The 11,507-nt window shown below is 40.3% G+C and carries 12 protein-coding genes; 6 read left to right on the top strand and 6 right to left on the bottom strand.

Features of this window, described 5'->3' with window-relative positions; all coding sequences use genetic code 11:
• Nucleotides 1-25 precede the first annotated feature (25 nt).
• On the top strand, nucleotides 26-1,924 hold the full coding sequence (mnmC, locus tag B3D47_RS01155) for an FAD-dependent 5-carboxymethylaminomethyl-2-thiouridine(34) oxidoreductase MnmC (protein ID WP_286859504.1): 1,899 nt from the start codon (nucleotides 26-28) through the stop codon (nucleotides 1,922-1,924).
• Between the two features lie 179 nt (nucleotides 1,925-2,103).
• Here the strand turns inward: mnmC and B3D47_RS01160 are convergent, their stop codons facing one another.
• A complete protein-coding gene (locus B3D47_RS01160) occupies nucleotides 2,104-2,418 on the bottom strand; it encodes a rhodanese-like domain-containing protein (protein ID WP_004816007.1) in 315 nt (104 codons plus the stop codon).
• Between the two features lie 91 nt (nucleotides 2,419-2,509).
• Between B3D47_RS01160 and B3D47_RS01165 the strand changes: the two genes are divergently transcribed.
• Together B3D47_RS01165 and B3D47_RS01170 are read left to right on the top strand one after the other, a co-directional pair.
• Complete coding sequence (locus tag B3D47_RS01165; RefSeq protein ID WP_004816006.1) at nucleotides 2,510-2,998, top strand: YajQ family cyclic di-GMP-binding protein; 489 nt, start codon at nucleotides 2,510-2,512, stop codon at nucleotides 2,996-2,998.
• Nucleotides 2,999-3,025: 27 nt separating this feature from the next.
• The gene (locus B3D47_RS01170) at nucleotides 3,026-3,538 is read left to right on the top strand and encodes a DUF4442 domain-containing protein (RefSeq protein WP_163164889.1); all 513 of its coding nucleotides are present in this window, start codon (nucleotides 3,026-3,028) and stop codon (nucleotides 3,536-3,538) included.
• A gap of 202 nt (nucleotides 3,539-3,740) precedes the next feature.
• Here the strand turns inward: B3D47_RS01170 and B3D47_RS01175 are convergent, their stop codons facing one another.
• The 3 genes from B3D47_RS01175 to B3D47_RS01185 all read right to left on the bottom strand — a co-directional run bounded on the left by B3D47_RS01175 (nucleotide 3,741) and on the right by B3D47_RS01185 (nucleotide 5,515).
• Nucleotides 3,741-4,112 (bottom strand): acyl-CoA thioesterase, encoded by a 372-nt coding sequence (locus B3D47_RS01175; RefSeq protein ID WP_218954330.1) that lies wholly within the window; start codon nucleotides 4,110-4,112, stop codon nucleotides 3,741-3,743.
• A 74-nt stretch (nucleotides 4,113-4,186) separates the two neighbouring features.
• Nucleotides 4,187-4,618 carry a thioredoxin TrxC gene (gene trxC / locus B3D47_RS01180; protein ID WP_005223287.1) on the bottom strand — a complete coding sequence of 144 codons (432 nt, stop codon included), beginning with the start codon at nucleotides 4,616-4,618 and terminating at the stop codon, nucleotides 4,187-4,189.
• On the bottom strand, nucleotides 4,619-5,515 hold the full coding sequence (locus B3D47_RS01185) for an alpha/beta hydrolase (RefSeq protein WP_286859506.1): 897 nt from the start codon (nucleotides 5,513-5,515) through the stop codon (nucleotides 4,619-4,621).
• 124 nt (nucleotides 5,516-5,639) lie between these two features.
• Between B3D47_RS01185 and B3D47_RS01190 the strand changes: the two genes are divergently transcribed.
• Nucleotides 5,640-5,975, top strand: coding sequence for a TIGR01244 family sulfur transferase (locus B3D47_RS01190; protein WP_253170730.1), 336 nt, complete (start codon nucleotides 5,640-5,642; stop codon nucleotides 5,973-5,975).
• Nucleotides 5,968-6,390 (top strand): beta-lactamase hydrolase domain-containing protein, encoded by a 423-nt coding sequence (locus tag B3D47_RS01195; RefSeq protein WP_286859508.1) that lies wholly within the window; start codon nucleotides 5,968-5,970, stop codon nucleotides 6,388-6,390. Before B3D47_RS01190 ends, B3D47_RS01195 begins: the two co-directional genes overlap by 8 nt.
• A gap of 160 nt (nucleotides 6,391-6,550) precedes the next feature.
• Here the strand turns inward: B3D47_RS01195 and B3D47_RS01200 are convergent, their stop codons facing one another.
• Nucleotides 6,551-8,227, bottom strand: a complete 1,677-nt coding sequence (locus tag B3D47_RS01200; protein ID WP_286859510.1) for a hypothetical protein — start codon at nucleotides 8,225-8,227, stop codon at nucleotides 6,551-6,553.
• A gap of 153 nt (nucleotides 8,228-8,380) precedes the next feature.
• Here B3D47_RS01200 and B3D47_RS01205 point away from each other — a divergent pair, with 153 nt between their 5' ends.
• Nucleotides 8,381-9,763, top strand: a complete 1,383-nt coding sequence (locus tag B3D47_RS01205; protein ID WP_286859511.1) for a dihydrolipoyl dehydrogenase — start codon at nucleotides 8,381-8,383, stop codon at nucleotides 9,761-9,763.
• Here the strand turns inward: B3D47_RS01205 and B3D47_RS01210 are convergent.
• Nucleotides 9,726-11,342 (bottom strand): Na/Pi cotransporter family protein, encoded by a 1,617-nt coding sequence (locus B3D47_RS01210; protein WP_286859512.1) that lies wholly within the window; start codon nucleotides 11,340-11,342, stop codon nucleotides 9,726-9,728. The genes B3D47_RS01205 and B3D47_RS01210 overlap by 38 nt on opposite strands.
• Nucleotides 11,343-11,507: the final 165 nt, after the last annotated feature.

The following is an 11,507-nucleotide window of genomic DNA, read 5'->3' on the forward strand; positions in this document are numbered from 1 at the left end:
TGACGTATTGAAGGTTGTATCCGTTTTGTCTCATGCAATTCAAACTGCCGATCTCGATTGGCAGCTGGTAGATGGCATTGACGTGCCAGTTTCCAAACAGTTCGGTGATGTTTATTTTTCCAAGGACAATGGTCTGCTTGAAACACGCCATGTGTTTTTAAATGGTAATGATCTCGGTACCCGGCTCGCGGATCTCAAACCTTTTGAATATTTTTGTGTAGGGGAAACGGGCTTTGGTACAGGACTCAATATTCTGGCCTTATGGCAACTGTGGCAACAGGTTCGTCCAGATAACCGGAGCCATCTGCATGCCATTTCAGTAGAAAAATTTCCTCTATCAAAAGATGATCTGATTCGTGCTTTAAATGCCTGGCCGGAACTAAAACCCCTTGCAGATCAGCTAATTTCCCAATATCCACTCCCAATCGCTGGCTGTCATCGCCTCAGTTTTCCTGAAGAACGTTTTTCTCTGGATTTATGGCTAGGTGATGCACATGATGTCTTTCCAGTCATTGAAAAAACTGCGCCAGTAAATGCCTGGTTCCTGGACGGTTTTGCGCCTTCCTGTAATCCGGATATGTGGGAAGAGAATGTCCTGAACAATATTGTTCGACTCTCGGATTATGGCACTACCTTTGCCTCTTTTAGTGTCGCAGGGGTACTGAAACGCGGTCTTAGAAATCATGGTATTTCGATTTCACGTCCACGTGGCTTTGGTCATAAACGTGAAATGCTGAAAGCCATCTGGAATCCGCCTGCATTTGTAGAGCCAGTAACAGAAATTCCTGAACATCATATTCAAAAAAACACTTCGCTCAATAAAGAGTTGAAATGTCAGGCACGTCAGATCGCTGTCATTGGTGCTGGTATTGCCGGTTTAAGTACAGCCTGGGCTTTTGCTCTACGTGGTCATCAAGTCAGCCTATTTGATCAAACAGCACCACTTTCCGGTAGTTCTGGTAATCCATTAGCGCTACTCAATCCGAAACTGTCACCGATTGCACAAAGCGCTGAACATTTAATGACCCAGGCTTGGCAACACGCCTTAAATCATTATGCACAGTTTAAAGCCTTTCGCGCGATTCAGGTTCAGCAGCTGGCATTGAAAAATCCAGAAAACCTGTTGGCTCTGGCTGATGAGTATCCTGATGGTATTCTAGAAGTCCCTGATCAGGATCAGCAGTCTTTAACAGCGAAGTATCCAGCATTGGCGGTGTTACAGGCAGGAGCTGTATCGCCTCATCAGTTGCGTGATGAAATCCTGCAACATAGCAATATTCGCTATATCCAGGCCCAAATTAGCCGAATTGAACCACACTCATGTCCAGAATTATTTGATGGTGATAGCTCACTCGGCCAGTTTGATCATGTCATCGTCTGTACCGCATTAAATACGCCACAGCTGCTTGAAGAGCATCCTGAACTTAAACCCATTCGTGGACAAGTCAGTTGGCTCAAAAATAGCGATCAACCACTCGATCCGAATATTGCCTATAGCTACGGCGGTTACTGTATCCAGTTTGATGAACAGCATTTACTGCTCGGTGCTTCATTCTGCCTGAATCGTGACGATACTGAGGTATTGGAAGAAGATCATATCCATAACCGTGAACTGATCCATTCAGTATTTCCCGAGTATGCACAGGATTTAGCTGATGTCCGTGAATGGAAAGGTCGTGCTTCGGTTCGTGCCCAGAGCAAAGATTATTTCCCCTTGCTTGGAAAACTTAAATCAGATCAGGAAATCTATAGTCTGGCTGGCTTAGGTTCCAAAGGCTTTCTATTTGCTCCATTGTGCAGTGAAATTTTGGCTGCACAGATTCTAAGAGAGGCTTGTCCTGCATCCACAAATCTAGTGAAGAAACTGGATGTCAAACGCTTTGAAAATAAAATCAAAACCAAGAAGCCTTATTTTAAACCTTAGTGCTAAAGCCCTTCCCTTTATTAAAGGGTGAGGAACACTGTTCCGCAAAGGAAGGATTTATAGGACGAATTTACCCGCTCTTGCGCCATATATGGCTTACCTTTTTCAAAGGGGACCATTGAAGAAATTTAGCCAAGAAAAAAGCGCCTGACGGCGCTTTTTTCTTTTTTAAAGCTTAATCAGGCACCCTGTTCCAGCGGCAAGCCTGCATCACGGGCAGCACGTGTACCACCCATCAGGATGACATATTCACGAGAGCTGTCAAAACCCTCTAGTTTTTCAGCAGCACGAGGGGCTTTACTGCCTCCACCACACAGGATATAAATCGGCTGATCCGTGGACACTTGAGTAAGGCTATCTGCTGAAAGATCGTTAATGGGCTGGTTTACCGCACCCTTAATATGTGCTTCAGCAAAAGCATTAGAATCACGTACATCCCAGATTACGGCACCTTCTGGGAACTCAAATGTTGTAATTTCTTGTTTACGGATCATTGCGCACTCCTTTGATGTAAACAACACTTGGCAAATGAAGAAAACATCCCTAGCATCTCAGATATTCTTTCCATTTGTAAAGGTCTAAACTATGCCTTCTTTCGATATTGTTTCTGAATTAGAAATTTTTGAAGTAAACCATGCAGTTCAAAACACGCAAAAAGAAATTGCGACCCGTTTTGACTTCCGTGGTCAGGACGTTTCAATCGAGCTGAACGAAAAAAATAAAGAAATCAAAATCAAGACTGAAAGTGATTTCCAGTGTGAACAAGTTTATAGCATGTTAGAAAATCACTTCTTTAAACGTAAAGTAGATATTCAGGCGCTTGATCCACAAAAAGGTGCACCTTCAGGTAAAAATTATATCCAGGTGATTAAACTGAAAGACGGTCTTGACTCAGATACCGCAAAAAAAATTAATAAAGCCATTAAAGAAAGTGGCATTAAAGCGCAGTCTTCTATCCAAGGCGACAAGATTCGTGTGACCGATAAAAAACGCGATACTTTGCAACAAATTATGGCGTTCCTCAAAGAACAGCAATTTGGTGTGCCTTTACAGTTCAACAACTTTAAAGACTAAGACAGTCTATTTTCGGATAATAGAACCATGGCCAAAAGCAATCGACTCTCCAAACTGGTAAAAGCAAGTTCACGACTTCCTCAAGGCATTCGTACTGCACTGCTGAGTAAAACCTTTGGACGTGTGGTGCCGATGGTCGGTTCTGCCCGAATTCGCTATGAACAGGTGAGTCATGATCAGGTCATGGTCAGCATGGCCAATCATAAGGCTATGCAGAACCATATTGGTCAGGTTCATGCCTGTGCCATGGCACTGCTTGCAGAAACAGCCACGGGATTTGTCACCGCAATGAACGTGCCTGATTCTGCAGTCGTCCTCATTAAAAGTATCAAAATTGATTATAAACGCCCTACCCAGGGGGCAATGCGTGCTATAGCCACTCTGACTAATGAACAGCAGCAATTGATGCAAAGTACAGATAAAGGCGAAACATTGGTGCAGGTCGTCATAACAGATGAATCCGGCGAAGCACCGATTCAGTGTGAAATGCTCTGGGCTTGGATCGCAAAATCGCAACTTAAAAATAGAGTTGCTTCTTAATATTTTAATAATCTGTACTAATTAAATTGGGATCGAGTTAAAGCATTCTTATTATTTATAGAGATGATGACTACCATACCCTTCTGAGCTTAATAGGATTTGATCTTTAGCTTTAAAATCAGGACAAGTTTTAAAATCAAGATTTTATGATTTAATTTTTCAAAAATAAAAAACCAGACATATCGTCTGGTTTTTGCATTCATCAATTCGCTTGTTGAGCATCAATGAACTTTTGTTTTGCTTCATCCGGAATCAGGCGCTTATTGCCTTTGACATCCACGGCAACAAAGGTAAATACCCCTTCAGTAACACGTACAGGGGGACGGGAATCATCGTGACTGTCCCATACTTCAATTTGCATTTGAATCGAGGTATTCCCCACCTTCAGAATCTTGGTATAACAGCTGATCACATCACCGACTTTTACTGGCACCAGAAAAGTCATCTGATTAATCGAAATTGTCGCACAACGTCCCTTAGAAAAACGTTCTGCGTGAATTGCACCGGCCAAGTCCATTTGTGAAACAATCCATCCACCGAATACGTCACCGCTCCAGTTGGTATCTGCTGGCATTGCAATCGTCTGTAGGGAAAGAATTCCCTCTGGTTGTACATGAGAATCTGACACGTTAACTCCAGGCCTGGGTATTAAGATTTGGCATTCAAATGCTGATCCAACCACTGTTGTAGCTGTGGTGCTCTGAGTGCGCCACTTATTCTAGCAATTTCATCAGTTTTATTCATCAAAACTAGTGTCGGAATACTACGAACATTAAATGCAGCACTGAGTCTTGGGTTCGCTTCCGTATCAATTTTGGCAAATACCACATTTGGATACTGCTGCGCTACCGTTGCAAAATGCGGAGCCATCATTTTGCACGGACCACACCAGTCCGCCCAGAGATCGATCAGAATCGGTAAATCACTACCAGTCACGAACTGGCTAAAATTCTGTTCATTCAGTTCAATCGGTGCAAGTGGAATCAGGCCCTGATGACACTGGCCACATGCAGGACTCGCGGTGAGTTTATCTTCAGGCACACGGTTTTTGGCCTGACATGACGGACATACAATGATCATCTAACGAACTCCAATATATTGATGTAAGAATTCTAATTGGGTCGAAATTGCTTTTTCAAACCATTCACCATGATATATATCGAAATGTTGCATATTCCACTCATGATATTGGGCAAATGGTGCGATATTGGTTACCGTTTCACGGCTAGACTCAATCGGAATCAGGCTATCCTGTTGCGCAGCGATAAACAGAACCGGTACTGTAATTTTACGCACATCCTGAATCGGTCGATAGCGGATCAGTTTAAAGAATACCCGGGCTGGTATTTCTCCGCTCCAGTAATGGTCTGGATGAACGATTGACAAATAACCTTCGTAGCTATCGGGTGTTGGCAAGAAACAGAGTTCATTCTGGGCCACGACGGGTAAAGTCCGTGGAGCCATTCCGACTTTAGAGCCCATATAATCTTGACTGGAAATTTTCAGCGCTTTAGGCAGCTGCTGTAAAGGATACAACTTGGCACTTTCCGCACCATCTACAAATGGGACTTGGACCATAATGGCCTGTACATCTTTGGATTCTGCGGCAAGTGTTAGTACATATCCGCCACTCAAACTCGTTCCCCAGAGTACAATACGTTTAGCATCCACGGATTTACGTGCTTTAACGTGAGCAATCATGGTTCGCCAGTCTTCAAGCTGGGCTTTAATTGAAACCAGTTCTCGTGGTCGTCCGGTACTTCCACCCCAGTAGCGATAATCAAACAAAATGACGGCATAACCTGCTGCTGCAAAACGTTGGGCATATTTGACCAGTTCAAAATGACGTAAGGCAGCCAGACCATGTGCCATTAAAATAACTGCTGGTTTTTGTATATTCTTGGGGCGATAAAAATCGGCAGCAATGACATCTTGACCGCTTTTGACATACAGTGGTTCAACTGTATATACATGCATACGCGCTCCGTTGCGTTATTTCATGGTTGTAATCGTTTATAAAAATTTCAGATCTTTCAGCTGATATTTGTGCTTAATGCTATCATAAAGCATATCGATATAAATCAAATGATGGAGTGACATCATGAGCGAAAATGTAGGTTTTGCAGGTCAAATCGGACCAGAACATATTTCTCAAGTGGTCGAAAAAGGCTTTAAATCAATTATCAATAATCGTCCAGATATGGAAGGTGGTCCAGACCAACCCACTAGCGCACAAATTGAAGAAGCGGCGCGTGCAGCGGGTCTCGATTATGTTCATCAACCTGTAGTAGCAGGTCAAATCACTGAACTCGACGTACGCACCTTTGCAAATCACTACAATGAGTTACCAAAACCATTATTGATGTTCTGTCGTACGGGCAACCGTTCAAACAATTTATATCAAATTGCAAAACAAATGGACTTGTTGGATGACTAAGTCTGTTTTAAAAAGTGTGGTATTCGCTGTGAGTCTTGCGTATACAACACTGTGTTTTGCAAATAGTGAATTAAGTCGTCAGCTTACCTCCAGTGTCAGTGTGACGGGTCAAATGACCTCAGATAAATTTCAGCAGTTAATGCAACAAGGCTTTAAATCTGTGATCGTCAATCGTCCGGATCAAGAAGCTGGAAATGCCGTAACAGTCAGTCACTTGCGTTCAATTGCTGAAAAGTCTCAAGTGAGTGTAATTTATCAACCTGTGATCAGTGGACAAATCACTCAAGAAAATATTGAGGAATTTGCAAAGTATTACAATGAGTTGCCAAAGCCAATCTTGATGGTTTGCCGTAGTGGTACACGCTCTGCTGCCTTATATCACAAGGCAAAGGAACAAGGATTAATTCATGAATAAAGTTTTACTTGTCATCTGTTTAAGCTTGAGTTTTTTTGGTTGTAGTTCAATGAATGTTCGACCGACTGTGGGGGTGAGTGTGGGAACTTCGATTTAATTTTTAAATTTTAGTTCCCATAAAAAAACAGCGCCGAGGCGCTGTTTTTTTTCAGTTTCAAGATTAAAGTATATGTGACCAAGGCTTGAAAGTAGGACAAGGTGATACTAAATTATTTTGGTTATAAGGGCTCATATCAAATGGTTCCCCTTCTTTAGAATCAAAATCTGTCTTTAAGATACCTAATGGATAATCATATGACATATTATAAGAAACATTCGTATCTTTAGGTTTTACATTAAAGCGTACAACCTGCCAACCTGCATATGATTTAAAATATGTGATATTAAACTTAAACTCGCCATCTGCATTAGTTGTTGCTGTATAGTTATTACCAATATTCGTTAATTTATCACCACTTAGCTTAGTGGCAATTGAATTATCATCTTTTTGAGCAGAACATGAATATTGAACCCTTGACGGTAACTTATAAGCATCTAATCTTGCTTTCTTCTGTGTTAATTCGCTAAGTTCCGTGTTTGCAATTTGGATACGACCAGGTAAAAGGTCTAATTCATTTTGCTCAGTTAATGTAAAATTCTCAGCATCGTTTAGTTTCTTGTATTCGAGAGCTGACTTTCTAGAGTTTAAACCGCTAATTTCTGTATTTTTAGTAGAAATATTTGTCGTTAATTGTGCCTTATCTGCTGCTAGCTCAGCTTCAAACTCTTCAGCCAAAGCAAAGTGACCAGATTCTTTTTTAACAACTTGCATATTAATCGTAAATGCAGTGTCCTTAATTGGATTACCATCTGAATCTACGACTCGTACAGACATCTGTTCTTGATAATCTAATTGCCCAATAGCAGCAAGCTTATTCGTTCGACCAAAGGTAATATTAGGTTTGACTTGGCTACCTTCTGAATCAGTTACAGTAATTGGGTATGCTTGAGTAAACACTACATCATTTACATCCGTTACTGTTGCTTCAACTGTTATATGATTGTCAAGTAAAAAATTACGTTGCTGGTCCGTCAAATTAGAAGGAATTGCGATTTCAAACTGTGCGATACCCAAATTATTTGTTGTAACTTTGTCATTAGTTAAAATTACAAAGTTGTTTTTAGCGTCTAGAACTTTTAAATTTACTTCCTGGTTCGGTATTACTGCACCATTCAAATTAATAACTTGAGCTTCAATAATGACATTATCACCTTTTACATTAGCTATTTTTTTATTCGAATTAAGGCGTAAATTATATTGAGGTAAAGCTTCCTCAGTATCATTATTTGCTAATTTAAGATTAATACTATGTATTAACTGATTTTTATCAGCAGTGGTATAAATTGCAGATATATTTACGCCATTAGAAATAAGGTCATTAATAACTGTATTACTTAAAGGCTTTTTCAAACTCAAATTATAAGTAGCATATCCATTGGCATCAGTGCTTTTTACAGCTATCTCTTTATTTGTTAAACCATTATTTCTAGCAGCTTGATCTAAGAATAAAGTAACTTCTTTTCCTGATATGCCTCCACCGTTATTATCTGTAAGACGGACAGTTACTTCAAAATCACCACCATTTGGATTTAACGTAGACTCTGCTGAAGAAATTTCTATGATAGGTTGTTCTTCAACTATTTCCTCATCTGGTTCGATTACAGGTTTTTCAGGATCATCAGTTCCAGGTTTTGGACCCGTATTATAATAACCATCACTGCCACCGCCGCCACAACCTATTAACAAAAGAGCTAAAGCAAGCGCTGATAATTTTGTACCGAACTGTTTAGTAATCATGCAATTCCCCAGAGTTCCCTAAAATTAGAGTTTGTTATTAATCAATTTTTAATTAGTCGATATGTAATCATAGTTATAGCTTTATGTAAACAAAGGTAAGCTAAATGTTTTGTATGCTAGTTTATCTAAATATAAGAATGGGAAAAATCAAAAATGTACGACCTCATCATCATTGGCGCAGGCACAGCAGGCATTACAGCCTACAAAGAAGCAATCAAACATACGGATAATATTCTGATCATTAATGCTGGCCCTTGGGATACGACCTGTGCACGCGTCGGATGTATGCCAAGTAAAGTTTTAATTGCTTCAGCCAATCGTATGCACCTGATTCAGCATGCACATGATTTAGCTTTAAATATTGATAGTGAAGTTACCCCGAACAATGTCATGTCACGTGTTCGTGAATTACGTGATTTCTTTACTCAAGCCACCCTTAAAGAAGTCAATCAATGGAATCCAAAACATAAAATTTCAGGTCATGCCAAATTTGTAGATGCCCAAACCGTAGAAGTAGATGGACAATATTATCAAGCTAAAAGTTTTATTTTGGCTGTAGGCTCACGACCAAATATCGATTCAAAACAAAAAGAAGTACTTGGTGAGCGACTGCTTAGCTCTAATGAAGTTTTTGAGCTTCCTACCCTACCTGAGTCACTTGCAGTGATTGGTAGCGGAGTTATTGCCATTGAGCTTGCACAAGCCATGCAACGCTTAGGAGTCAAGACCACTATATTTGCCCGTAGTCAAAAAGTCGGTTCTCTTACAAGTCCGGTGCTTCAGGAACTTGCTCAACAACAACTCAGTTCAGAACTTGAGATTAAATTTAAAACTGTTCCTGATGAGATGATCCGACAAGGTGATCAAGTCCAGATAAAATTTAAGCAAAATGATCAACCAGAAACTTTAAAGGTTGACTATGTATTAACGGCAACTGGAAGAAGCAGCAACCTTGATCAACTCGAACTGGAAAAAATCGATCCTTCATATACAGACATCAAAAATCTTCCAATTGATCTTTCTACAAAACAATTAGCTAACTATCCAATTTTTATTATTGGTGATGCAGCTCCTGATGCTCCAATTCAGCATGAAGCTGCATATGCAGGTAAAAAAATCGTTAAAAATTGCCTAAATTATCCAGATGTACAAGCAATTCCAAAACTTACCCCTTTGGCGATTGTGTTCAGTCAGCCTGAAATGGCTATTATTGGAAAAAATTATCAGCAATTACAAAAAGCAAAAACTGATTTCGTTACAGGTTTTGTTTCTTATGAAAGACAGGGCCGAGCGCGGGTGGAAGCTACCAATATGGGTGGTGCTGAAATATATGTAGACAGGTCTACGCGTAAACTTTTGGGTGCAGAACTATTTTGTGCACAGGCAGAACATCTAGCTCATCTTCTTGCCTGGTTAATAGGTGAAGGAGTGACAATTGATCAGATCCTAGAAAAACCGTTCTATCATCCGACTCTAGAAGAGGGCTTACGTACTGCACTCAAGCATGCGCGTCGTCAGTTAGCTGATCAGTATTGAGTGCATTTTCATTTAATACATTTACAAAGCGCTGGCTATGGGAAATAAACCGATCCAGCCAGCGATGTGCTGCAAGTAATTCTAAGGTTCTGGCAGCACTCAATTGATTGCTAGAAGCATACTGATTAATCTTTTCACGAAGTTCAGCATGATGTTGTTTCGTCCATTGTTCCAGCAGAATCAGTTCATTTTGTAACATGCAAGTTTTATCATAATCCTTTAAATCTGAAGCTTCCTTCCAATAATTATCAAAAATTTCAACAAAATCCAATATAACCTGATATAAAGCAGGCTGAGTCCGTATATCCAAACTATAGGATAATTGTTCAAGATCACTACGGAATACATTGAGATAGACCACTTTCCTGAGTAAGGCCAATAAATGTGCTTGCTCTTCGGTATTTTCAGACACGGTAATTTGAGCTAAATATTGTTTGAGCTTCACAATAAGTTGATCTTGTTGTTTAAGTTGATTGGCTGCAACCATCTGCCCATCTTTAAATGCTGCAATAAACCAACCATATTGTTGCCATATCGTCTGATCAATGACATGTTCAGCATTCGCAACTGCGACTGCGGGTACTGAAAGACTCGACTCATCCAGAGACTGAATTAAACTGTCCTCATCAGTAGGAATGAGCCAAGTCAAAAAATGCTTAAACTGTTCGATGAAAGGCATTAATAATACAGCCCCACATAAACTAAATGCCGTATGAAAAGCTGCAACAATTACTACAGAATCCCAGGAAGCCAGCAAGTGACCTTCGTGGGATAACCAGAGAAAAAATGGAATTAATATCAGGAAGGCAAAAGTTGCACTGCTCAGATTAAAAATCACATGTACTGCAGCCGTTCTTTGTGCATTGCTATTCGCCCCAATTGCCGCCAAGACTGCCGTAGCTACAGTACCAATATTTTGACCAATAACCAGCAAAAGTGCCTGTTCTAGCTGAATAATCTGGCTTGCCAATGCAGTAATTGTCGTCGTAATTGCGGCACTAGATGACTGTAAAATTACCGTCATCACCAAGCCAATCAAGACTAATAATAATTTTGAGAAAAAGTTTTGGGTGCTAAATATAGAAAGATCTATACGATTTGCCAGGCTAGACATTGCCACCTGCAATAACTCAATTCCAAAGAAAATCAGACCAAATCCCGCAATTACAAGCCCAGTCAAAGCTAGCCGACCCTGAGCTAAGATCTTGAGTAATGAACCCGCTGCAATTAAGGGTAAAGCGAATTTTCCAATCGAGAATTTGACACCAAGCAGTGCTACCATCCAGCCAGTACTAGTGGTACCAATATTTGCACCGATAATCACGCCAACAGATTGAGCAAAAGTTAGTATTCCTGCACTTACAAAACCAATAGTAGCAAGTGTTGTCGCTGTTGAAGACTGCACAATCAAGGTAAAGATAATACCTGAGCTCATCGCTTTTAAAGGAGAACCCGTAAATCTACCTAACCATTGTCTCAGAGATTCACCTGCAATATCCTTCAGGCCGTCGGTCATCAAGGTCATGCCGAGCAGGAATAAACCTATTCCACCACAAAGTTGTGCAAATACATCAAACACACTTATCCCTTTTTATAATTTTTTAAGTTTTAATAATTTATATACGATAGCTGAAACTAAACCAAGCCTATCAAATACTTTAAACCCACCTATTTTTCCCACGCATAAAAAAACACCCCCTGTCATTTGACAGGGGGTGTTTTGGAATAATGAGCTGGCGATGAC

Source organism: Acinetobacter sp. UBA3461 (assembly GCF_002381195.1).
GTDB lineage: Bacteria > Pseudomonadota > Gammaproteobacteria > Pseudomonadales > Moraxellaceae > Acinetobacter > Acinetobacter schindleri.

Bases quoted from the DNA above. Each gene is read 5' to 3' on its own strand.
- B3D47_RS01160 (WP_004816007.1), bottom strand. From the start codon at position 2,418: ATGATCCGTAAACAAGAAATTACAACATTTGAGTTCCCAGAAGGTGCC.
- B3D47_RS01165 (WP_004816006.1), top strand. From the start codon at position 2,510: ATGCCTTCTTTCGATATTGTTTCTGAATTAGAAATTTTTGAAGTAAAC.
- B3D47_RS01170 (WP_163164889.1), top strand. From the start codon at position 3,026: ATGGCCAAAAGCAATCGACTCTCCAAACTGGTAAAAGCAAGTTCACGA.
- B3D47_RS01175 (WP_218954330.1), bottom strand. From the start codon at position 4,112: ATGCCAGCAGATACCAACTGGAGCGGTGACGTATTCGGTGGATGGATT.
- trxC (WP_005223287.1), bottom strand. From the start codon at position 4,618: ATGATCATTGTATGTCCGTCATGTCAGGCCAAAAACCGTGTGCCTGAA.
- B3D47_RS01185 (WP_286859506.1), bottom strand. From the start codon at position 5,515: ATGCATGTATATACAGTTGAACCACTGTATGTCAAAAGCGGTCAAGAT.
- B3D47_RS01190 (WP_253170730.1), top strand. From the start codon at position 5,640: ATGAGCGAAAATGTAGGTTTTGCAGGTCAAATCGGACCAGAACATATT.
- B3D47_RS01195 (WP_286859508.1), top strand. From the start codon at position 5,968: ATGACTAAGTCTGTTTTAAAAAGTGTGGTATTCGCTGTGAGTCTTGCG.
- B3D47_RS01200 (WP_286859510.1), bottom strand. From the start codon at position 8,227: ATGATTACTAAACAGTTCGGTACAAAATTATCAGCGCTTGCTTTAGCT.
- B3D47_RS01205 (WP_286859511.1), top strand. From the start codon at position 8,381: ATGTACGACCTCATCATCATTGGCGCAGGCACAGCAGGCATTACAGCC.